Genomic DNA, 22253 nt, shown 5'->3' on the forward strand with positions numbered 1-22253 from the left:
TGCATCATCTGCACCATCCGCCACACTGGTTAGCCCGATGTCGCGGCTTGGTCACAGAACCGGCTGGGTATGGTGACAGCCGTCACCCAGGCATCCACTGCCATCGACTCCAAAACTTCCAGGAGGCCCGCATGCCCGTCGTCGTTGTCGCCACCATGACTGTCAAACCCGAATCCGTCGACGCCGTCCGCGAGATCCTCACCGGCGCGGTCAAAGACGTACACGACGAGCCGGGTTGTCAGCTGTACTCCCTGCACGAATCCGGCGACACCTTCGTCTTCGTCGAGCAGTGGGCCGACGAAGAGGCGCTCAAGGCCCACAGCACCGCGCCGGCGATGGGCAAGATGTTCAGCGCGGCCGGCGAGCACCTCGCCGGAGCTCCGGACATCAAGATGTTGCAACCCGTTCCGGCAGGCGATCCCGGCAAGGGACAGTTGCGCCCCTGATGGTCCCGTCGCCCGAAGCGCCGTTAAAAGGAAAGGTTGCCTTCATTACCGGCGCGGCGCGCGGCCAGGGGCGCGCGCATGCGGTGCGGCTGGCCGCCGACGGCGCGAACATCATCGCGGTCGATTTGTGCGAGCAGATCGCCAGCGTCCGGTATCCACTCGCCACCCCCGATGATCTGGCCGCCACGGTCAAGCTGGTCGAGGACACCGGCTCGCGCATCCTCGCCAAACAAGGTGACGTACGCAACCGGGAATCGCTGTCTTCCGCCTTGCAAACGGGCCTGGACGAGTTTGGCCGCCTCGACATCGTCGTGGCCAACGCCGGGATTGCTCCGATGCAATCCGGTGACGACGGCTGGCGCGACGTCATTGACGTCAACCTCACCGGCGTCTACAACACCATCAAGGTCGCGATTCCGACGATGGTCGCCCAAGACACCGGCGGATCGATCGTGCTGATCAGTTCAGCTGCCGGGCTGGCCGGCGTAGGCAGCCCGGACGCCGGTTCGGTCGGCTATGCCGCCGCCAAGCACGGGGTGGTCGGGTTGATGCGGGTATATGCGAATCTACTTGCGGGACAGAGTATCCGGGTCAACTCGATCCATCCTTCCGGCGTCGAAACCCCGATGATCAACAACGAGTTCACCCGGGAGTGGCTGGCCAAGATGGCCGCTGCGACGGACACGCCGGGAGCCATGGGCAATGCCATGCCAGTGGAGGTCCTGCAAGCCGAAGACATCGCCAACGCGGTGGCATGGTTGGTGTCGGACCAAGCTCGCTACATCACCGGCGTCACCTTGCCGGTCGATGCCGGCTTTTTGAACAAGTAATCGCCATGCCACGGAATCCCGCGGCGCAGACCGCTTTTGGCCCGATGATATTGGCCGCCATGGAACAACGCGAACCAGCGGAGCGGCGGCTGGTGGACGACGACCTGGCGGCGCGGTTTCTGCCGGCGCCGACCCGGTGGCTGGTCACGGCGACACCACCAGAAATGATGCGACGTCTGATGATGTCCGCGATAGAGCGCAGCGGCCCGGGGCTGTGGGCCAATTTCGCCTGCCGCAAGCGCTATATCGCCGACAAGGTCACCGAAGCGCTCGACGACATCGACGCGGTGGTCGTCCTGGGCGCCGGATTGGACACCCTCGCTTACCGATTGGCGCGCAAAACCGACATCCCGATCTTCGAGGTCGACCAACCGGTCAACATCACGCGCAAAGCCGCCGCCGTGCGACGGGTGCTGGGTGAGCTGCCGAGCTCGGTTCGGTTGGTGCCGTTGGACTTTGAGCGCGACGACGTGCTCAGTGCGCTGGCCGAATTGGGCTACTGCAACAACTACCGCGCCTTTTTCATCTGGGAAGGCGTGACCCAGTACCTCACCGCCGACGCCGTCCACGCCACACTCGAAAGTCTGCGGCCAGCGGCGTCGGGCAGCCGGCTGGTGTTCACTTATGTGCGGCGCGATTTCATCGACGGCGTCAACCTCTATGGCGCGCAGCAGCTGTACCGCAGATTTCGGCAACGTCAGCAGCTGTGGCGCTTCGGTTTACAGCCCGACGAGGTTGCCTCGTTTTTGGATGGGCACGGTTGGCGGCTGGTGGAGCAGCTCGGACCCGAGCAGATCCTGCAACGTTACGTCGAGCCGACCGGTCGCAACCTGACCGCATCACAGGTCGAGTGGTCGGCCTACGCGAACAAGGCCTAGACACGCCGCGACGCCAGCATCCCCAGGTCAGCCCCATAACCGCGTCATACTCGACACGTGGCCAGCAACGAGGCTGCCCGCTCAGTCGGCTCCTCGGCACCGGTATCCCGGCGCCAGATTGCCGCGGCCTACCGTTTCCTGTCGCCGCACCAAGCTGCGGTCCTCGAGGCCATCGCCCACCACTTGATTCCCCGGCCGGAAGGCGGCGTGTGTGAGCTCGACCTTTCCGGGGCGCGCGTCGTCAGCTATGTAGACGGGCTGCTGTCGCGGTTCGACCCCCAGACCGTCGCGCGTCGCGTGCGGGTTGCCGACCTTCGCGATCAGTACACCAATGGCATCGCGTTGCTCGACCAGCTGGCTGGCGGCGACTTCACCGCGGTGCCGCGACTGCAACAAGACCTCATCGTGTCCCACGCTCAGGTCGCGCCCTTCGTCAGTGTGCTGTTCGATCACATCGTCGAGGCGATCTACGCTCCGCCGGAAGCGATTCGGCGCAACGCCGCGGACCACTACCACGAGACCGGATAGCCGGTCCGACACGCCGGACGCGTCCTTCCCCGGCGCGGTCCGCTATTCAGGTCATACTCTGCCCGTGGCCAGCGACGAGGCCGCCGAAGAACTCGGCTCGTCAGCGCCGGTGTCCCGGCGCACGGTGCTCGGCGGGCTGACCCTGATACCGGTGGCCGCCGTCCTGGGCGGCGTCCTTCCGGCCGCTTCCGCCGAGACGACGTACCGATACCTCTCAGCGCACCAGGCCGCGGTGCTCGACGCCGCCACCCGCCGCCTGATCCCCGGACCAGCAGACAACCCGCTGGAAACCAGCCCGGGGGCGCACGAAGCGAACGTGGTCAACTACCTGGACATCATGCTGTCGGCGTTCGCATTCTCGCCCCCGATGGTGCACGCAGGCGGGCCCTGGAGCAACCGCGCCGGCGGCTCCCAGGACTTCATGGCCGACTTCGTCCCGCTGGACCGCGCCCAGACCTACGCCTGGCAACAGCGGATCACCGACCTTCGCAGCCAGTACACCACCGGCATCGCGTTACTCGACCAGCTGGCCGGCGGCGACTTCACCTCGGCGTCGCAGGCCAAACAGGACAGCATCCTGACAACAGGTCAGGCCCTCTCATTCACCCAATTGTTGTTCGGTCACGCCATCGAGGGGATGTACTCCGTCCCGGAGTATGGCGGCAACGCGAACCTCGTTGGTTGGCAAGACATCCAGTGGCCGGGAGACATCCAGCCGCGGGGCTACACCGATGCCGAGGTCGAGGCGGCCCAGGGGGATGCGCTGGCCGCGAGCGGGATCATCGGTTTGCTGGTGCGCGGAGGGTGGGCGCAGGCCGTCGCCAAGATGGGCGGAAAAGGCGGCGTAAATGCCTAAGGCGATCATCGTCGGCTCGGGACCGGGCGGATCGGTGATGGCGTGGGAACTCGCCGAGGCCGGCTGGGACGTGGTGATCTTCGAGATGGGCCCTAACTACTACACGAATATCGAAGGGCAAGGGCCGTTCCCGACGGTGTTCTCCAACGACGAGCTCAAGGCGGTGTACCGCTACTTCGAGCAGCCGGACCCGCTGGCCTACCCGCGCACATTTCGCCAAACCGCCAGCCAAAACGCAGCGTCAACCTACGTCGGCGACGTCAACGACCTTCCTAATCAGGTCGGCGGCGCATTCCCGCACTCGGACGTGAAGGTCACCCGGATGTGGGACATCGACTTCAAGGGACTGTCGCTGCTCGGCCCCGTGCCCGGCGCGGACATGGCGGATTGGCCGTTCGAGTACAGCGAACTCGTGCCGTACTACGACGAGATCGAAACGTTGATCGGAGTTCAGGGCGATCTCGCGTCGATACCCGCTTTCGTACAGACGCATCAGCCGCAAACCAAGCCCTTCCCGATGCCGCCAGGGGCGCAGATGCGCTCGTCTACGCTCCTTGCTGCGGGGGCAAAACGCCTTGGGCTGCATCCGTTTCCGTTTCCGATGGCGGCCAATTCGGTCCCCTACAACGGCTCGCCGGCGTGCAACAACTGCGGGTTCTGCTCCGGGTATGGGTGCCCGATCTCCGCCAAGCCGGTCAACCTCATCCTGCTGCGGCGGGCGCTGCAGACCGGGCGGACGCAGTTGCGGCCACAGACGACCGTCACCCAGGTCAACTACGCCGGCCGGCGGGCCACCGGTGTCTCCTATCTCGACGCGCAGGGCAATCCCGGTGGGGAAAGCGCCGACGTGGTCGTGCTGGCTTGCTCGGCGATCTTGACGCCACGTCTGGCGTTGCTTTCCAACCTGCCGGATCCCTACGCCCGCATCGGCAAACGCATCATGTTTCAAAACTTCTACGACGGGTTCGCCATCTTCCTCAACCAGCGCGTGCACGCCTACCGCGGTCGTTCGAACACGCAGGTCGTGTTCGACTTCAACGATCCCAACTTCCCCGGGGCTAGGGCCTTTGCCCGGCTGGCCGGGCTGCCCTACATCCGTGCCGGCCTGTGCGAGCTCGGAGGGAGCCAGAACCCGATCGCGGAAGGCAAGTTCTACCAGGAGATCCTGGGCTTCCTGCCAGGTGTGCAGTTTTTTGGCCGCTCGTTCAAGGAGCTGATGCGCGCCTCGCTGCTGCGCGACCGGCTCGCCGGCGTGGATTGTTTCGGCACCGACATGCCGTACCTGACCAACAACGTCACGCTCGACCCGACGATCAAAGACCTCAACGGGCAGCCGGCGCCCCGGATCACCTACCAGATCGGCAAGTTCGAGAAGGCTTCGCAAGACTTCTTCGTGCCGCTGGTTTCCGCGATGTGCGGGGCATCCGGCGCACAGCTGTACGCCGCCATACCGCAGAGCACCGCAAATTCCCTGAGCGGCACCGCGCCACCGACCGGCCTGCACACCATGGGCGGGATGCAGATGGGCGTGAACCCGGCGACCAGCGTCGTCGATGGGAATGGACGAATGCACCAGATGGACAACGTGTTCTGCTCCGACGGCAGCGTGTTCACGACCTCCGGTGGCTCTAACCCCACCAACACGATCATGGCGGTGGCGCTGCGCACCGCACGCGGGATCACCGGCAGGCGATACCCCTCACCGGCCACCGCGGCGACGATGCAGAGCGGAGCGCGATGAGGAGGAGCCGCGCAATTTGGACATGCCGGTTACGCTCCTGTTGGGTAAACGGGTTAACTGCCTGAAGAGGGACCCATGTCGAACGGTCAACCGCTGGAAGAACTCCGCACCGACGGCTACGTCATCCTCCGCGATGTGCTTCGGGATCCGGTTCTCGACGAAGCGCGCAACGCGCTTCGTCCACTCTTGGATTGCCAAGCCTGGGGAAAGGGGGAGTTTTTCGGCAATCGGACCCGGCGTGTCCACAACGTTCTTGCCAAGACTCGCGCCATCGACCCTCTTGTCGCCCACCCAGCGGTCCTGGAACTCCTCCGGGGCACGCTGATTGCGCCTCAGGTTTCGATTGTCAACGCGATCGAGATCCACCCGGGCGAGACGGCTCAGTTTCTTCACCAGGACGACGTGGTGTTTCCGATCGCTCGTCCCCACCCGCCCCTGATCGTCAACACCATGTGGGCCCTAACCGAGTTCACGGCCGAGAATGGCGCGACCCGCCTGGTGCCGCGCAGTCAGGACGCGACCGAGTTGGACAAAGATCCATCGATCGTGACCGCGGAGATGGAACCCGGGTCGGTCCTCGTCTGGAATGGAGGGCTCTTCCACGGCGGGGGCGCCAACCACGCGCAACGACCTCGCCTCGGACTGAACGTGAACTACAACTGCCCCTGGCTTCGCCAGCAAGAGAACCAATATCTCGCAATCCCGAAGGAGGTTGCCGCGACCCTTTCCGACGAGTTTCTTCGTCTTCTGGGCTACGACACCCATATCGACATCTATGGCCTGGTTGACCACCGCCACCCGCTGAGCGCACTCGGTCGTAACGTGCCGTCAATCGCTTCGGGCGGGGGCGAAATTCTCGCCGACGTCACCACGGGTTCTGACGAAGCGGAAATCGACACGCCCTGACGATTGCGGCGCACCGCAGAAGCCATTTCGTCGATGTGCCAGCGGTGGTCGGCTCAGCTGCTTATCCTCATACGAGCCAGGTCACACTGGGTCGGAGTGGTGTCATGGGTTGTCGTCGTATCACGCTCACGACCGGCGTGGTTGCCGGTGGTCTGTTGGCCGCCGCGTTCCTTCCGGTGGGCTGGAGCTGGTTGGCCTTCGCCGACGACGCTTCCGACTCCTCCATTTTCGACCCACTCTTACAGGAGTTTTTTGGGTTCCAGCGCGACACGTCGCAGCCAACAACGGTCTATTCGGTATCTGGGGAACCGCCTATCTACCAGAGCATTCACCAGACCGAATTCTTCGGCACCGACCCCACGGCCACGCTTCCGGCCGGGTTGTTCCAGGTGGACAACGAGGTGATAACGGATCCGTTCGGACCTGCCAGCGCCGAACTGCTCGTCACCAGCTCCGCCGAAGGCACCAGCGCACCGCCGGTCGGATCGGTGTACGACGTGATCAACATCGGTAGCGGCTTTGAGAATTTCTACTCCGACATCGCGCCAACAACACCCGGCGGCCCGGACACGCTCTCAGATACCTTGGTGACGCCCTTCGCGAACATTCCCATCACGACCGACTTACACGCGTTCTTGGACCCCACGGATTCGTTCTTCCTCTACGGCCCCACGGATCCGTTGGCCGTCGCCTCCGTGAACGACATCAACAACGCGTCCTCATTTTTCGACCAATACTTCCAGGATTTCTTTGGGTTCGAGCAGAATGCGTCGCAGCCTTCAACGGTCACTGATATCGCTGCGATCCCGCCTATTTATCAGAGCGTTCACCAGACCGAATTCTTCGACACCGCCTCCACTGGCACGCTGCCGGCCGGGTGGTTCGAGGCTCAAAACAACGTTCTAGCAAATACGATGGGTCCCGATTTCTCCGAACTCCTCGTCACCAGCTCCGCGGAAGGCACAAGCGCCCCGCCGGTCGGATCGGTGTACGAGATTAACAACATGGCTGGCGGCTTTGAGAATATTTACTCCGACATCGCGCCAACAACGCCCGGCGGCCCGGACACGCTCTCAGATACCTTGGTGACGCCCTTCGGGAACATTCCCATCACGACCGACTTACACGCGTTCTTGGACCCCACGGATTCGTTCTTCCCCTACGGCCCCACGGATCCGTTGGCCGTCGCCTCCCCCGACGACACCACCGGCTTCAGTCCCACCCAACCCTTCGCTTTCTTCGGATTTGAGCAGGATGCGTCGGAACCGACAACGGTCACTGGGGTATCTGGGCTCACGGGGGTAGCTGGATTCCTGCCTTCTTATGACAGCGTTCACCTGAACGAATTCTTCGACACCGCCCGCACTAGCACGCTCCCGGCCGGGTTGTTCCAGGCTGACAGCAACGTCATAACGAATGCGACGGGTGGCGTTGCGAACTCCGAAATCCTCGTCACCAGCTCTGAGGAAGGCACCAGCGCCCCGCCGGTGGGATCGGTTTACGACGTGCTCAACATCGGCAGCGGCTTTGAGAACTTCTACTCCGACATCGCGCCGACGACGCCCAGCGGCGCGGACACGCTCGCAGATACCTTGGTGACGCCCTTCGGGGACATTCCCCTCTTGACCGACTTCCACTCGTTCTTAAGCCCGATGGATTTGTTCTACCCCTTCTGATCATTCACGGGGCGTCCAGTCGGTCCTGGAAACGTTGAGATTGCATCCAGGGTCGTGATTGACCGAAAATCATGACACCGCTTGCAATCTCAACTGCAACAGGTTAGACCTCGATGACGGTTGGCACGATCATCGGCTGCCGACGGTAGGTATCCCCCACCCACTTACCGACCGTGCGGCGGACCGCCTGCGCGATGCGGATCGGGTCGGTGACGTTCCCGGCCGCCAACGATTCCAGCTCTGCCTCGACCTTGCGGACGGCCGGCTCCAACGCCTTTGGATCTTCGGAGAAACCGCGCGAGTACAGATGCGGCGTGGCTGCCGGACGCCCGGTCCCGCGGCGCACGACCAGGGTCACCGCGACGAAACCCGATGACAGGATGAGCCGTTCGCCCAATGTGATATCACCGACGTCACCGGTGATGAGCCCGTCGACGAACATCTTGCCGACCGGAACCGCTCCGGCGATGCTGACGTTGCCGGCGATCATGTCGACGCTGACCCCGTTCTCCGCCAACACAATCGAGTCTTCTGGCACTCCGGTGCTGGCGGCAAGTTTGGCGTTCGCCCGCAGCATTCGCCAGGTGCCGTGCACCGGCATGACGTTGCGGGGCCGCACCCCGTTGTACAGAAACAGCAACTCGCCAGCATAGGCATGGCCCGAAACATGCACGCGGACTCGCTGATTGGTGACGACCCGGGCTCCAAGCTTGGCCAACGAATCGATGACGCCGTAGACGGCTTCCTCGTTGCCGGGGATCAGCGACGACGAAAGGATGATGAGGTCCTCGGCGGTGAGCGTTATGCTGCGATGCTCGCCGCGGGACATCCGCGACAGCGCCGACATCGGCTCGCCCTGAGTCCCGGTGGTAATAAGCACAATCTGCTCGGGTGGCATCATCTCGGCGGCGCCGATGTCAATCAGGTCGGATTCGGCGACCCGCAAAAAACCCAACTCTCGCGCGATACCCATGTTGCGCACCATCGACCGCCCGACGAACGACACCCGCCGGCCCAACGCCACTGCGGCATCGATGATCTGTTGCACCCGATCCACATTGGAGGCAAAGCACGCCACCAGGACACGCCCGTGAGCACCCCGGATCAGCCGGTGCAGCGTCGGCCCGACCTCACTTTCCGAGGGCCCCACGCCGGGGATCTCAGCGTTGGTCGAGTCGCATAACAACAAGTCCACGCCGTCGTCACCGAGCCGGGACATGCCCGGCAGGTCGGTCGGGCGTCCGTCCAGCGGCAGCTGGTCGAGCTTGATGTCGCCGGTGTGCAGGACTGTTCCCGCGCCCGTGCGCACCGCGATGGCCAACGCGTCGGGAATGGAGTGGTTGACGGCGAAGTATTCGCACTCGAACACCCCGTGGGTGCTGCGCTGCCCCTCTGCCACTTCGATCAGCACCGGTTTGAGCCGGTGCTCACGGCATTTCGCGGCGACCAGGGCCAGGGTGAACTTCGAGCCGACGACTGGGATGTCGGGACGCAGCTTGAGTAGGAACGGAATCGCGCCGATGTGGTCCTCGTGCGCGTGGGTCAGCACCAGCGCTTCGACGTCGTCGAGGCGGTCTTCGATGTGACGCAGATCGGGCAGGATCAGGTCGACGCCAGGCTCGTCGTGGGTGGGGAACATTACGCCGCAGTCGATGATCAACAACCGACCCAGATGCTCGAAAACCGTCATGTTGCGGCCGATTTCGCTGATCCCGCCCAACGCGGTGATCCGCAGACCCCCAGTGGGCAGCGGACCCGGCGGCCGAAGGTCTATGTCCACGTGTGGGCCACCCTCGGGCTCACCTGAGCACCGAAGCCGCACGCATGTCGGCCGCCAGTGCGTCGATCTGCTCGGCGGTCGCAGCCACCTGCGGCAGCCGCGGGTCGCCCACCTCAATGCCCTGTAGGCGCAATCCCGCCTTGGACATCGTCACCCCACCGAGTCGGCTCATCGCATCGCAGAGCGGGCTGATCGCAACGTTGATCTTGCGCGCAGTGGTGACATCTCCGGAGGCGAAGGCGGACAGCAAGTCTCGGAGCTGACTTGCCGCCAGGTGGGAGATCACGCTGATGAATCCGGTGGCGCCCATCGCCAGCCACGGCAGATTCAACGCGTCGTCGCCGGAGTAGTACACCAGACCGGTCTCCGCCATCAACTGCGCACCGGCATGCAGATCAGCCTTGGCGTCTTTGACCCCGACGATGTTCGGGTGCGCCGCCAGCGCACGCAGAGTCTCGGTCTCGATCGGTACCACGGAGCGCGGCGGGATGTCGTAGAGCAACACCGGCAGCGGGGTCGCGTCTGCGACTGCAGTGAAGTGAGCGATCAGCCCGGCCTGCGGCGGTCTCGAGTAGTACGGCGTCACCACCAGCAGTCCGTGCGCGCCCTCGGCGGCGCACGCCTTGGCCATCTGGATGCTGTGCGCGGTGTCGTAGGTGCCCGCGCCGGCGATGACCCGGGCCCGGTCACCCACCGCCTCCAGCACGGCCCGCAGCAGGGCGAGCTTTTCGGCGTCGGTCGTGGTCGGCGACTCGCCGGTGGTGCCCGATATCACCAACCCGTCGCAGCCGGTGTCGACGAGGTGATTCGCCAAGCGGACGGCGGCCGCGATATCCAAGGAGCCGTCGGGCCCGAACGGCGTCACCATGGCGGTCAACAGCGTGCCCAAGCGTGAATAGACGTCGAATCCGCTCACGGACCCAGGTTACCTGGCGGCGCCAGCCTTTTTAGTTAGCGGTGACGGCTACCCCGGCTCAGGCCTCGGTGGCGAGCGGGCTGGTCGCCACCTCGGTGCCATCGGCCAGCGTGGCGATCTGGAAATCGGTGAACACCGCGGGCGCGACGTCGACGAGCTGGCGCAGACACGCGATCGCCAGCCGTCGGATCTCCACGTCGGCGTGCTCGCTGGCCCGCATGGCGATAAAGTGCCGCCAAGCCCGGTAGTTTCCGGTGACCACGATGCGGGTCTCGGTGGCGTTGGGCAATACCGCGCGGGCGGCTTGGCGCGCCTGTTTGCGGCGCAACACCGCGTTGGGCTGGTCAGCGAATTTGGCTTCCAGCCTGCTCAGCAGCTCGGTGTAGGTAGCGCGGCTGGCGTCGGCGGCCTCGGCGAGGATCTGCTGCAATTCGGCATCGCCTTCCATGCCCGGGGGCACGACGACCTGGGATTCTTTTTCCGGCACGTAGCGCTGCGACAGCTGCGAGTAGGAGAAGTGCCGGTGTCGGATCAGCTCATGAGTGCACGAGCGTGAGATACCGGTGATGTAAAACGACACGCTCGCGTGCTCAAGCACCGAGAAATGCCCGACGTCGATGATGTGCTGGAGGTAGGCGGCGTTGGTCGCGGTCTTGGGGTTGGGCTTGGACCAGCTCTGATAGCACGCCCGGCCGGCGAACTCGACCAGCGCTTGGCCGCCGTCGGCGTCGGTGCTCCACGGCACGTCCGGGGGCGCGGAGAACTCGGTCTTGGCGATCAGTTTCACCTGCAACGGCGCGGTCTCGGCCACGGCGAACACCCTAGCCCGGTGTGGGGCGGCGGGCATCAGCGCCAGCGCGCCCAGACGTAGGGCACCAGTGCTCGCAGGAAATCGAGGTCGGGGCCCGGTTCGGCGCCCGCGAAGGCCTGCTCGAAGTACTCCTCGGCGACCAGCAGGATGCCTTCGGCGTATTCGCTGGTGTACGCGATGCTGCCGTAGTCGTCCATCAGCGCACGCACTCGCTGCACCAGCTCGGCCGACCTTTGCGATCGCGTCAGGTGCAGGTATTCGCGGACGAGCGCATCGTCGGCGCCTTGAGCGACGCTGAGCAGGTGCATGAGCGGCAGCGTGCGTTTGCCTTCATAAAGATCGCCCAGGATCTCCTTGCCGTACATGCGCTCGTCACCGACCAGATTGAGCAGGTCATCGCGGATCTGAAACGCCGCGCCGAAGTGAAAACCGAACCGCACCAACGGTCCCAGCTCTGCGGTCCCGCGAGATCCTACGATCGCACCGACCCGCAGTGGATGGATGGTGGTGTACCAGCACGTCTTATGCATGATCAGATGCAGGTAGTCATCGGGCCGCAAATCCTCGACCTTGTCGAGTTGCCAGCCGACTTCGGTGGCCTGCCCTTCTAGCGTGCGCATCGCCATCGTGTCGAATTCCGCCCATACCAATTCGGCCAGGTCTCGATCGAGCCGCCGCGTCGCCCGCCGCAACACCTGGCCGGCCACCACTGCCAACGCATCGCCCGCATTGAGAGCCGCGGCCACTCCGTGCGTTGCCGCCAAAGTCGGCCTGTTGCGGCGCATTTCGCTGCCATCGGCGATGTCGTCGTGCACCAGGAATGCATTGTGCAGCATTTCGATCGCGACGGCTAGACCGAGCAGTTCATCCGGGTGCGCCCCGAATACGCGCCCGGCCGAAAGACACAGCGCGGGCCGGAGCGCTTTTCCCGGCCGCGACGGGTACTCGCGCATCGGCGCGTACAGCCACTGGCTGGGTTCGCCGTCGGGCAAAGCGTCGAGCATTGACCGGCGCACCAACTTGGCGACCTCACGCAGGCGCTCGTCGACTGCGGTCACCAACTCGGCGCGGTCAGCGGTACTGGTCATGCGCTTGGCAGTCGGACGGTGAGCATCACCGGGAGCCAAAGATCAGGGTGACCACTTGCCAACAAGGTGCCACGATAGACGCCGGGCGGGACCTCTGGGGCAACGTCGATGGTGATGACCACCCCCCGACTGGACCGTGTGGGCATCGGCACGACGGCGGGGTCCATCCGCACTGTGTCGGCACCGATTACCTTGCCCTCATGGCTGAGCAGATCGCTGCATCGCAGCGAGACATCGCCGCGGTCGTCGGGTCCCCTGTTGTGCAACCACACCTCAGAATTGGCAGAACCGCCGACGGGCGCCTCGAGGTTGATGGCACGCTTCGCATCGGGATTGTTCACGTCCAGGCTCACCGACTCCCTGCCGGCAGTCGGGGTGAGCGGCAATGACCGAAGGAGGGATTGCCCGACCATCGACCACCAGGCCCGCGTCAACCGTTCGAGTTCTGAACTGCCATCCACCGCGCCGTTGGGGTTAACCGGCGCGTTGCCGTTGGTTGAATCGGCTGGCGTCGCAGCCGCTTCGCCGTTCGTGCTCGATCCCACCGCTCGGACAAACTGGTCGACGATTCGACTGGCGGCCCGAAACCCTTCGGCCTGAATGGCACTGAGCGCCCGGGCGTTCGCGGCAGGGTCGAAAACCGATGCCCACGGCAGATCGTCGATGGTGCCGTCGTCGCGGAACCCCCGGTTGGTCAACGAAGCCTCCCGCAGAGTTGGTCGTATTGCACGAAAGGGCAATAGCATTTGAGTTAACGCCGTAAATCAAACCGTGCGACGGTATGCTACCTGGGCAAACCAGTGATCGGAGGAACTATGGCGGCCCTGCTTTCGCTCATGGCGCTGGCCGGTGCGCTGGATCCCGCAACGTCGGGTGGCGACAGTCGTGCGATTGCCGACGTCGCAGCCCGCTATTTACCGATCACCGCCGGGGCTGCCGGCTGGTTCGGCAACATACTGGAAGTACTCGGCCCCCGTACCGCCGAGGCCATGCCGGATCCGGAAAGCGCCCTGGCCGACATCCTGCACGGTGACTACCAGCTGACCGTTCCCGAATTGTCGCGGCTGGTCTACGTTGTCGGCGCGCTCTGCCACACGCCGACATTCGCCACCATGGTCCCGCTGCGCGAAAGTCCGCTCGCGCAGGCGCTTGCTCTGGCCGGCCCCTTTTATCACGACCGCGATCGCCTGGACATGCGAACGGGCGACAATCTACTGCAGCTTCTCTATGCCGAATTCGACAGCGCCAAAGACTGGGATCTCGTCGTCCGCAAGGCCGTTGCTCTGCAGTTCCTGTCGGCCGACGTGGCTGCCGTACCGCGCTGCCTGCCCTCGACCGAGCAAGTCGACGGGTACGACTGCGTGGTGATCGACACCAGCTTCGGGCGCCCGGATATTTACCTGGAGAACCTCAAGAAGGTGGCCAATCCGCTGAACTGGCACCAGAACTATCCAGATGCATTCTGCGCCATGCAGGCGCAGAATCCCGCCATCTTTCCCAATGGCTGGAGTCGGGTGCTCGAAACCGTCAGCCTGAGTTGCCAGCTGGGATTAGAGCGCCTCGTGACGCCGCTGAAGTACTACATGAGCGATCCGGCCCCCGACCAGGCAACGTTGCAGTACGACCTCGACACATCCGGGCTGCCGACCCTTGGCAATGGTCTGATCAAGGTCGACCGGGGCTTCATCAAGATGTGGGCGACCGGCAACCCGGGAGTATGGGTCCGGACCCGCAAAATCGTTCACATCGAAGGGCTTTTGCCGCAGGCGCAGGCCATATTCGTCTGTATGTTCGGGTATGCGTTCATGGCGGCAGAGATGCTGTTCGGCAACGCGAAGAACCCGCCGGCCAACTCCGTGCCGTGGCAAGATTCGCCGGGATCGGCAACGACCGGATCGACGACCGGCTCGACTGGCTCGGGAACATCTACAACTGGGCCGACCGCTCCCGCGGGCGGCAACATGGCCTCGACAACCACACAAGTGTGGCTGGACTGTCTCAACGACCTCGCGAACAAGAACCTTCAACTGTCCTCGAAGTGGTGCAAGAACGAGCTGACCGTCGATGACCTGGTCTCCTACACCCAAGACATCGGCGCGGAAATAGCAAGCGCGCCGTGGCGACTCATCCAGGCACTCAGTCAAACGACCGACGACGGCGGCGACGCATGAGCGAACAGCCAGCTCGGGAGCCACTCGCCGCGGCCGGGGATGTTTTCAACCAATTCCAGGCCACCGCCAAAGCAGCGGCCAACGAAATCGACGCCGGGACATTCACTCTCGACGATCGGATCAAGGCGATGCACCGTCTTTTCGAACTGTCCGTGCAGGGTTGGGCGGGGCTGGTTCAGGCAGCCGTGTCCGGGCCGCCCTGTGGGGTGAAAGGGGATTCGGCGCCGGCAGCGTCGGATCCGATAACGGTGACAGCCGATCCGGCCTACCCGCGCTATCTCGAGGTCGCCACGTCCTTCGTCCAGGTGGGTGATAGCACGGTGCAGATCCCTGACTACCAAATCGAATTCATCCCACAGGTGTTGCAGGTTGGGGCAACGCAATTCCAAATGGCGGTCACGGATCCGAATCTCAGCGGTCGGGCATACTACGGCGCGGTTCGGCTCACCACAGTCACTCCGGCGGGCACCCCGTCCAGCGCGGAGACCATGACGATCGACGACGTCGAGCTGTGACCGGCTGTACCCCTACACCGACCATCGATGAACTGCTTGACCGCGCAGTACAAGCGATCAATCGCGGCGACCGCGCCGCAGCCGACGCGCTCGCCGGCCAGGTGCTGGCCGTCGACGCGAGCAACCTCGACGCCGAGGAGTTGCTGGCCGCTCCCTCCGCCGGGGGTGCGATCCGCCGGCTCACGATAATGTTCGCCGACCTGGTGGACTCCACGGCGTTGTCGACCCGGATCGAACCGGAAACATACCGAACCGTTGTCGGGCGTTACCGCGACGAGGTGCTGCGCGTCGTCAACCGCTACGAGGGTCATGTGGGATCGACGAAGGGTGACGGCTTGCTGGCGGTATTCGGCCATCCAACACCGCATGAGGACGACATCATGCGGGCGGTACGCGCGGGACTTGACATCACGAGCGAAGTGGCCGCGCTCAGCCAACGGGTGCGCCAGCGATTTGGTTTCGACATCAATGTCCGGATCGGCGTTCACCGCGGTCTGGTCTACCTGGACACCGCGCAGGACGACGTCTACGGACTCGGGGCCAATCTCGCCGCCCGGATGTGCAGCCTGGCCGACCCCGGAACCGTCGCGGTGTCGGAGGCGGTCGAACGACTCGTCCGGGAGAGTTTTCGCCTAGAAGAACGAGACCCTCAGCCCGTCAAGGGTGTTGACGATCCGGTTGTCTACTTTCGGGCAGTCGGCGAACTCGATCCGACAAGGCAAGCGCTCGGCCCGCTGATCGGTCGTCAACGCGAGGTCGAGTACCTGCAGACCGCCTGGGCTCAAGCCGTGGCCGGCACGTTGACAACACCCGGAGTGGCTTTCGTAGGTGAGGGCGGAATCGGTAAGAGTCGGCTGGCCGCCGCGGCGATCGCGAAGGCCGTCGGTTACGACGCGGTTGTGCTGGAGTTGTTCGGGTCGCCGTTCCACACCGACGTCGGCTTACGTCCGGTGCGAAGGTTGCTGGAACGACGCTGCGACATCGTCCGCACATCCGATCCCGCCGAGCGGCTCGCAAAGCTGGAAGCGGAGATCGGTGCGCGCCAACTGGATCCGTCCGAGACGATCCCGCTGTTGGCGCCGGTGCTGGCCATCGCCCCGACGGCCGGATATCAACCGGTACCCGTCGAAGGGAACCCACTCCACGACCGGATAGCGAGCGCCGTCTACGACTACTTGTTGGCTTGCCTTGGTGATGGACCCGGCCTGGTGGTGATCGAAGACCTGCACTGGTTCGATCCCGACACCATCGAGATAGTTCACAAGCTGCTGCGCGCGGACACCGGCCGGCTGCTGGTCGTTATCACCGGACGCGAACATGTTTTGCTGTCTGACGGGGTGCAGGTCTTCGAATTGCGACCGCTCACCGGTGAGCAGACCGACGAGCTGATCTTCTCGCTTGATCCCGCGATGTCGTTGGATGCCCGACGGGAGGTGCGCCGCCGCTGCGACGGCATACCGCTCTACATCGAAGAGGTCATAGCCAAAATCAAGGAGCACCAAGCGAACTCGGCAACAGTTACCGAAGTCCCGGACACCCTGTATGAAGCGCTGTTGGCACGCCTTCCGTCCAGCACCAACGCGGTACGTGTCGCGCAGGCGGCCGCCATCATCGGCAGCGTCGTCGAACGCGGCATGCTGCAATCAGTAGTCGATCTTGCGCCAGACGATATTGACCAGGGAATCGAAGAACTCACCGACAGGCGGATCCTCCAACCCGTTCGGGACGATCTGTGGCGCTTCCGCCATGAACTCCTGCGCGAGGTCGCCGCCGAGTTGGTTCCGCCCAGCCAACAGGGCCGGCTGCACGGACGGATCGGCGATGTGCTGGCCGCGACGTCGGATGCCGGAAATCCCGAATGGGCTTCGGTGGCACACCATTACGAGGAGGCCGACCGGTACGCCGCCGCGGCGGCCGCGTACGAACAGGCGTCCGCGATGGCCCGGCATCGCGGTGCGCTGGATGAGGCCCGTACTCACCTCATCCGAGCGCTGGAGAACATCGAACGATTGGCACCCGGGCCTGAGCGCGACGAATACGAAGTGGCTGTCCGACTGCAGAGCGGATTTCTCGCTACGGTGGCCACTGGGCACGCAAGTCGCCAAGCCGCTGCGGAATTCGAGCGTTGCCTGCAATTGATCGGCGACAACGTCAACTCTCAGCTGTACGCCACTTTGGGCGCATTGTGGAGCTACTACACCGCGCGGGGCGAGCTAGCCCGAGCGACACTGTTGGGCGAGTCGATCCGCTCGCGGCTCGCCGAGATGCCACCGTCGATGCGGGTATCGAGCGAGCTCCAGTTAGCCGGCCTGGCCTGGTTTCAAGGCGACTTCGCGCGCGCCCGAAGCGTCATCGAGGCTGCCGCGAAAGTAGCCGGCGAGATGCCAAGCCGCCAACTGGAGGGCAACTTGTTCGCGCCTAACGAACCGATCGCGACGCTCTACACCTATCTCGCGACATCCCGTTTCGTGCAAGGTGATTTGGCCGGCGCTGAAGTCGCTTTGGCCCAGACATATCGTCGGTGCGAATTGGTGAGCTTCCCGCACGGGATGTTCAGCCTGGCCTATGGGAAGTCGCTGGAGACGTGGATACGCATCGAAGCGGGCCAACTCGACCGGGCCGCGGAGCTGGTCGAAGAACTCGCAGACCTCGGAAAGCAGTACGGCTTTGACGAATGGGTGATGGTGGCGGCAACACAGGGCGCAACCGTGCGGTCGATGGCCGCGCTTGCCAACGACAATCCTGATCCCGCAACGCTGCAGGCGCATATCGACGCGATGACCGCCGTAGTGCAGACCTGGCGGGCGTACGACCTGAAGGTCTTTCTGATGTGCTACGACGCAGTCCTGGCGCGCCTGCTCACCGCCGCCGGACAACATGAGGCAGCCGGTGATCGGGTGCGAATCGCGCTGGAGCTGGCCGACGAGACCGGCATGCACTTCTATGACAGCGAGCTGCTGCGTCTGCGCGCCCACACCCGCGACGACGACGCGCGCAGTACCGACCTTCGAGCGGCAACCGCGTTGGCCTGCAAGCAGGCCGCGGCAATCTTCGAGGTGCGCTGCGCAGCAGATGAATTCGCCCTTCTCGGTGAGCCCGCGCGGGCGACCCTGGCCGAAGCGGTCGGCCGTTTCCCGTCGGACCAGTCCTGGCCTGAGCTGGCGCGGGCGCGGGCCCTGCTCGGGTGAGCCGGCCCGGGGGTCGGGTGGCCATCCTCGGTGGAGGCATGGCCGGATTGAGTGCCGCCTGGCGCCTGTCCGAACCGGGTTGGCGCGACCGTTTCGACTCGATCACCGTCTATCAACGCGGCTGGCGACTCGGCGGCAAGGCGGCATCCAGTCGTGGGCAGAACGGGCGGATCGAAGAACACGGCCTGCACGTCTGGCTGGGCTCTTACGAGAACGCGTTTTGCCTGCTTCGCGAGTGCTACGCCGAACTGGACCGGGCCACCACCAATCCGCAGGCGCCGATCCGGAGCTGGGAACAGGCCATGATCCCATCCGACAACCTCGCCCTGGCCGATCGGACGCAGGACGACTGGTCGGTCTGGCTGGGCGGGTTCGCCCGCAACGACGAATTGCCCGGCGAACCAGATGCCACCGTCCGCGAACTAACCGTTGTCGGATTCCTGCGCCGCGCACTGCAACTGATACTCGATTTCGCTGACTCGCTGGGTGAAGCACCGCCGACGGTTCTGGTGCTATCCACGTCGCCCGATCCACCGGCGGATGTCCGGTTGATCGAGCTGGTTCGCCGCAGTGTGACGGCCGCAATGGCCGCACTAGCCGATCCATCGCAACGCTCCGAAAGCGGCCTCTTAAACACGGTTCTCAACGCCATCCGCGTCGGGCTCGACGACGATCAGCGCCCCGACCGCAAGCGGGCCTGGCTGTTGCTCTCGCTGGTGACGGCGACCGTGCGGGGTCTGATTTTCGACAACCTGGTCACCAACCCGCGCGGATTTCGGGCGATCAACGACGAGGACTTCGGTGACTGGATCCTGCGTCACGGCGCTCACCCCGATGTGCTCGAATTCCCACTGGTCCGTGGACTTTACGACATGGTGTTCGGCTATCGCGACGGTGACCGAAGCCAGCCCGCGTTCGCCGCAGGATTGGCCGTGCTGTGGACGGGCAACATGCTGTTCGGTTACAAGGGCGCGCTGTTTTGGAAGATGACCGCCGGGATGGGCGATGTTGTGATCGCGCCGCTGTATCAAGTCCTCCGGCGGCGTGGTGTCCGGTTCGAGTTTTTCCATCGCCTCGACGCGTTGCACCTCGACCCCACGCATCGCACCATCGAGGCGATCACCATGGGGCGGCAGCTGCGACTCGCGGACGGAGTCGACCAGTACGCGCCGCTGGTCGAAGTTCGCGGCCTTCCCGTCTTCCCGAACTCACCGGTGGCCACCCAGATTGACCCACACACCGACATCGGTTGTCTGGAATCGCATTTCGGAAAGCGGAACGACGCCGAAACACGGGTGCTGCGCAGCGGCATCGATTTCGACCGCATCGTCCTCGCGGTGTCGCTGGGCATGGTCGACATCGTGGCCGGTGAACTCGTCGCGGACCGACCGGAGTGGCGGGAGATGACAACGCAAGTCCGCACCGTCGCCACTCAAGCCTTCCAAATTTGGCTGCGACCGGACGAGGCGTCCCTCGGCTGGAAGGCACCCGGGGCGACGGTCAGCGCGTATGTGCCGCCGTTCGATACCTGGGCATCGATGCCGCAGACGTTATGGGCCGAGGATTGGCCCGATCAGAACCGGCCCGGCGCCGTCGCCTATTTCTGCGGCACCCTGCAGGCGCCTTGGCCGCCAATCGAAGACGACGCCGCATACGTTCACGGCTGCAAAACTCAAGCGCACACCGACGCCGTCCGATACCTAGACCATCACTTGCGCCTGTACCTGCCCAATGCGAGCACCGCGGATGGCTTTGCCTGGCATCTGCTCAGCGGCGTGAACGGTTTACGCGGGCGCGAGGCGTTGGCCACCCAGCATGTCAGCGTAAACATCGACCCGTCGGACCGCTACGTCCAGTCGCTACCCGGAAGTGATCGATACCGGCTCCGCCCAGACGAAAGCGGTTATGACAACTTGGTTTTGGCCGGTGACTGGACCGATTGCGGCATGAACGCCGGTTGCATCGAGGCCGCCGTGATGTCGGGGCTGCAGGCGGGCAATGCGCTGCTGGGTCGCGGCCGCTACCACCGCATCCGCGGCTTCTACATGCCGTGAGCCGGCTCTTCGACTGCGCCGCTCAGCGGCTCGCCGCGACGCAACGAGCCGATCCAGCCGTCGCGCCGTTCGCCTCGGTACTCGAGTAGGCCCTGCACCGTCCCCTCCATGCGGAAACCGCACCGCATGGCAACCCGGCGCGATGGCCAGTTGCCGACTTGCGCGCGCCAGTACACGACTTCGAGATCCGCCCGTTCGAAACCCCATGTCAGCATCAGCCGCACCGCGCGGGTCATCACACCTTTGCCGCGCGCCCATGGCGCCAGCCCGAAGCCCACGTCGGCGCCGCGTAAGCCGTCGAATCGCAGGTTCGCGCTTCCCGCAAATCGGCCCTCGTAGGCGATCGCGAACGCCGCGACATTGGCCCGCCAGCCTTCGGCGACCCGCTGCAAAAATTCGTGCGCATCAGCCTGGTTATACGGCGCTGGAACAGTCGTCCAACGCTGGAATTCCGGGTCGCGGCATTGCGCCACAATGTCGTCCACGTCGCCGGGAAGCGGTAGCCGCAGCGCCAGGTCTGGGCCGCCGGTCAGCTCGGGAGCCGGCGGGAGCTGCACACGTTTGCCCGATGTCATGTCGAGCGCAGGGTCGTCCGCAGTTCGCCGGCCAAATCACCGCGGTTACCGACCGTTACGCCGGCCAATCCCAGCCACGACGCCATCGCCGCAAGCTCGGAAGCCAGCGCTGCGGCCACCCGCGCGGGCGAGCGGTCCGGCTCGATGAACGCACCGACGACGTGCAGGGCGTCCGCGGTGCGGTCGGCCTTGAGGTCGACCCGCCCGACCAACTCACCGTCGAGCAGAAACGGCCAGACGTAGTACCCGTACTGGCGCTGGGCTGCGGGAGTGTAAATCTCGATGCGGTAATGAAATTCGAATAGGCGCTGCACGCGCGGCCGAAAAAAGATCAGCGGGTCGAACGGGCACAACAGCGCCGTCCCGCGGTCGCGCCGCGGAATAGTTTGTCCCGCAACCAAATACGCTGACGCCGACCAGCCGTCCACATCGACTTGATCCAGCTCGCCGTCGGCCACCAGCTTGGCGATCGCAGGCTTGGCCTGCCCTGCGGCCAACCGGAAGTAATCTCGGATGTCTGCCTCGGTGCCCACCCCAAGCGCGGTGGCCGCCCGCAGCGTGAGCTCTCGAACCGCGTCCTGCTCGTCAACGGCCCGCGCCAGCACCTCGGGCGGCAACACCCGCTCCGTCAGGTCGTAGTGCCGGGCGAACCCGACCCGGGTCGCCGTAGTGAGCACTCCGGAAGCGAACAGCGCTTCGGCGACCCACTTGGTGTCGGTGCGGCTCCCCCACTGAGCTTTTTTGGGGTCCCCCTGGTCCCTGCGCGGCCCGGCGGCCAGATGCGCCTCGATTTGCCCCGCGGTACTCGGACCGAGCTCGGCGACCGCGGCAACGATCTTGTCGGCGAGCTGCGGATTGGCCTTAACGATGTGGGTGCCCCACCGGCCGTGCCGGTACTGCCGCATCCGCCAGCGCAACAGCGGCCAGTCATCGACAGCCATCAGCGCGGCCTCATGCGCCCAGTACTCCACCAAAAGCCGCGGCGACCGCGCGGAGTGATCCCAGGCCGCACGGTCAAGTACCGCCCGGTCGTAGGGCCCGAGCCGGCTGAACACCGGCGCGTAGTGGGCGCGCACGGCCACCGACACCGAATCCAGTTGCAGCACTTGGATGCGTGAGATCAGCCGCCGCAAATGTGCCCGGGTGACTGCGCCGCTGGTCCGCGGCTCGCTAAGGCCCTGGGCCGCAACGGCTATCCGCCGGGCTTGCGCGGCGGTCAGCGTGAGGGGCCGGGTCGACACGGCGCCGAGAATACCGCTCGGCACCGACACACTCGCCCGTCTTGGCTACGGCG

At 64.7% G+C, this 22253-nt stretch carries 19 protein-coding genes; 12 read left to right on the forward strand and 7 right to left on the reverse strand.

Features of this window, described 5'->3' with window-relative positions; genetic code table 11:
- Positions 1-131 precede the first annotated feature (131 nt).
- The 8 genes from WAN71_RS27995 (at position 132) to WAN71_RS28030 (ending at position 7861) form a co-directional block, all read left to right on the forward strand.
- A complete protein-coding gene (locus WAN71_RS27995) occupies positions 132-446 on the forward strand; it encodes a putative quinol monooxygenase (RefSeq protein WP_422228439.1) in 315 nt (104 codons plus the stop codon).
- Entirely contained in the window at positions 446-1276 is an 831-nt protein-coding gene (locus tag WAN71_RS28000; protein WP_422228440.1) for a mycofactocin-coupled SDR family oxidoreductase, read from the forward strand. Before WAN71_RS27995 ends, WAN71_RS28000 begins: the two co-directional genes overlap by 1 nt.
- A gap of 5 nt (positions 1277-1281) precedes the next feature.
- Entirely contained in the window at positions 1282-2154 is an 873-nt protein-coding gene (locus WAN71_RS28005) for an SAM-dependent methyltransferase (protein WP_422228441.1), read from the forward strand.
- A gap of 57 nt (positions 2155-2211) precedes the next feature.
- Positions 2212-2682 (forward strand): hypothetical protein, encoded by a 471-nt coding sequence (locus tag WAN71_RS28010; protein ID WP_422228442.1) that lies wholly within the window; start codon positions 2212-2214, stop codon positions 2680-2682.
- A gap of 64 nt (positions 2683-2746) precedes the next feature.
- Positions 2747-3538, forward strand: coding sequence for a gluconate 2-dehydrogenase subunit 3 family protein (locus tag WAN71_RS28015; RefSeq protein ID WP_422228443.1), 792 nt, complete (start codon positions 2747-2749; stop codon positions 3536-3538).
- Positions 3531-5279, forward strand: coding sequence for a GMC oxidoreductase (locus tag WAN71_RS28020; RefSeq protein ID WP_422228444.1), 1749 nt, complete (start codon positions 3531-3533; stop codon positions 5277-5279). Before WAN71_RS28015 ends, WAN71_RS28020 begins: the two co-directional genes overlap by 8 nt.
- A gap of 75 nt (positions 5280-5354) precedes the next feature.
- Positions 5355-6185 carry a phytanoyl-CoA dioxygenase family protein gene (locus tag WAN71_RS28025; RefSeq protein ID WP_422228445.1) on the forward strand — a complete coding sequence of 277 codons (831 nt, stop codon included), beginning with the start codon at positions 5355-5357 and terminating at the stop codon, positions 6183-6185.
- Between the two features lie 155 nt (positions 6186-6340).
- Positions 6341-7861, forward strand: a complete 1521-nt coding sequence (locus tag WAN71_RS28030) for a hypothetical protein (RefSeq protein WP_422228446.1) — start codon at positions 6341-6343, stop codon at positions 7859-7861.
- A 103-nt stretch (positions 7862-7964) separates the two neighbouring features.
- On the opposite strand, the gene WAN71_RS28035 is transcribed toward WAN71_RS28030, so the two are convergent.
- The 5 genes from WAN71_RS28035 to WAN71_RS28055 are packed head-to-tail and all read right to left on the reverse strand — an operon-like array spanning position 7965 to position 13154.
- On the reverse strand, positions 7965-9641 hold the full coding sequence (locus WAN71_RS28035; RefSeq protein ID WP_422228447.1) for a ribonuclease J: 1677 nt from the start codon (positions 9639-9641) through the stop codon (positions 7965-7967).
- Between the two features lie 19 nt (positions 9642-9660).
- The gene (gene dapA, locus WAN71_RS28040) at positions 9661-10557 is read right to left on the reverse strand and encodes a 4-hydroxy-tetrahydrodipicolinate synthase (RefSeq protein WP_422228448.1); all 897 of its coding nucleotides are present in this window, start codon (positions 10555-10557) and stop codon (positions 9661-9663) included.
- A 58-nt stretch (positions 10558-10615) separates the two neighbouring features.
- Positions 10616-11368 carry an FAD-dependent thymidylate synthase gene (gene thyX / locus WAN71_RS28045; protein ID WP_422228449.1) on the reverse strand — a complete coding sequence of 251 codons (753 nt, stop codon included), beginning with the start codon at positions 11366-11368 and terminating at the stop codon, positions 10616-10618.
- Between the two features lie 35 nt (positions 11369-11403).
- Complete coding sequence (locus WAN71_RS28050) at positions 11404-12456, reverse strand: polyprenyl synthetase family protein (RefSeq protein WP_422228450.1); 1053 nt, start codon at positions 12454-12456, stop codon at positions 11404-11406.
- Positions 12453-13154 carry a hypothetical protein gene (locus tag WAN71_RS28055; RefSeq protein ID WP_422228451.1) on the reverse strand — a complete coding sequence of 234 codons (702 nt, stop codon included), beginning with the start codon at positions 13152-13154 and terminating at the stop codon, positions 12453-12455. Before WAN71_RS28055 ends, WAN71_RS28050 begins: the two co-directional genes overlap by 4 nt.
- A gap of 117 nt (positions 13155-13271) precedes the next feature.
- Here WAN71_RS28055 and WAN71_RS28060 point away from each other — a divergent pair, with 117 nt between their 5' ends.
- The 4 genes from WAN71_RS28060 to WAN71_RS28075 are packed head-to-tail and all read left to right on the forward strand — an operon-like array spanning position 13272 to position 20384.
- Positions 13272-14627 carry a hypothetical protein gene (locus WAN71_RS28060; RefSeq protein WP_422228452.1) on the forward strand — a complete coding sequence of 452 codons (1356 nt, stop codon included), beginning with the start codon at positions 13272-13274 and terminating at the stop codon, positions 14625-14627.
- Complete coding sequence (locus WAN71_RS28065; RefSeq protein ID WP_422228453.1) at positions 14624-15142, forward strand: hypothetical protein; 519 nt, start codon at positions 14624-14626, stop codon at positions 15140-15142. Before WAN71_RS28060 ends, WAN71_RS28065 begins: the two co-directional genes overlap by 4 nt.
- Complete coding sequence (locus tag WAN71_RS28070; protein WP_422228454.1) at positions 15139-18330, forward strand: ATP-binding protein; 3192 nt, start codon at positions 15139-15141, stop codon at positions 18328-18330. The genes WAN71_RS28065 and WAN71_RS28070 overlap by 4 nt, the downstream gene beginning before the upstream one ends.
- Positions 18327-20384 (forward strand): FAD-dependent oxidoreductase, encoded by a 2058-nt coding sequence (locus WAN71_RS28075; RefSeq protein WP_422228455.1) that lies wholly within the window; start codon positions 18327-18329, stop codon positions 20382-20384. Before WAN71_RS28070 ends, WAN71_RS28075 begins: the two co-directional genes overlap by 4 nt.
- Here the strand turns inward: WAN71_RS28075 and WAN71_RS28080 are convergent.
- Entirely contained in the window at positions 20372-20959 is a 588-nt protein-coding gene (locus WAN71_RS28080) for a GNAT family N-acetyltransferase (protein ID WP_422228456.1), read from the reverse strand. The two genes, WAN71_RS28075 and WAN71_RS28080, sit on opposite strands and share 13 nt — an antisense overlap.
- Positions 20956-22230: a winged helix-turn-helix domain-containing protein gene (locus WAN71_RS28085; protein WP_422228457.1), complete on the reverse strand. Its 1275-nt coding sequence runs from the start codon at positions 22228-22230 to the stop codon at positions 20956-20958. The genes WAN71_RS28080 and WAN71_RS28085 overlap by 4 nt, the downstream gene beginning before the upstream one ends.
- Positions 22231-22253 lie beyond the last annotated feature (23 nt).

It is taken from the genome of Mycobacterium sp. (genome assembly GCF_049280035.1).
GTDB lineage: Bacteria > Actinomycetota > Actinomycetes > Mycobacteriales > Mycobacteriaceae > Mycobacterium.

Bases quoted from the DNA above. Each gene is read 5' to 3' on its own strand.
- WAN71_RS28060 (WP_422228452.1), top strand. From the start codon at position 13,272: ATGGCGGCCCTGCTTTCGCTCATGGCGCTGGCCGGTGCGCTGGATCCC.
- WAN71_RS28000 (WP_422228440.1), top strand. From the start codon at position 446: ATGGTCCCGTCGCCCGAAGCGCCGTTAAAAGGAAAGGTTGCCTTCATT.
- WAN71_RS27995 (WP_422228439.1), top strand. From the start codon at position 132: ATGCCCGTCGTCGTTGTCGCCACCATGACTGTCAAACCCGAATCCGTC.
- WAN71_RS28065 (WP_422228453.1), top strand. From the start codon at position 14,624: ATGAGCGAACAGCCAGCTCGGGAGCCACTCGCCGCGGCCGGGGATGTT.
- WAN71_RS28080 (WP_422228456.1), bottom strand. From the start codon at position 20,959: ATGACATCGGGCAAACGTGTGCAGCTCCCGCCGGCTCCCGAGCTGACC.
- WAN71_RS28050 (WP_422228450.1), bottom strand. From the start codon at position 12,456: ATGACCAGTACCGCTGACCGCGCCGAGTTGGTGACCGCAGTCGACGAG.
- WAN71_RS28025 (WP_422228445.1), top strand. From the start codon at position 5,355: ATGTCGAACGGTCAACCGCTGGAAGAACTCCGCACCGACGGCTACGTC.
- WAN71_RS28020 (WP_422228444.1), top strand. From the start codon at position 3,531: ATGCCTAAGGCGATCATCGTCGGCTCGGGACCGGGCGGATCGGTGATG.
- WAN71_RS28005 (WP_422228441.1), top strand. From the start codon at position 1,282: ATGCCACGGAATCCCGCGGCGCAGACCGCTTTTGGCCCGATGATATTG.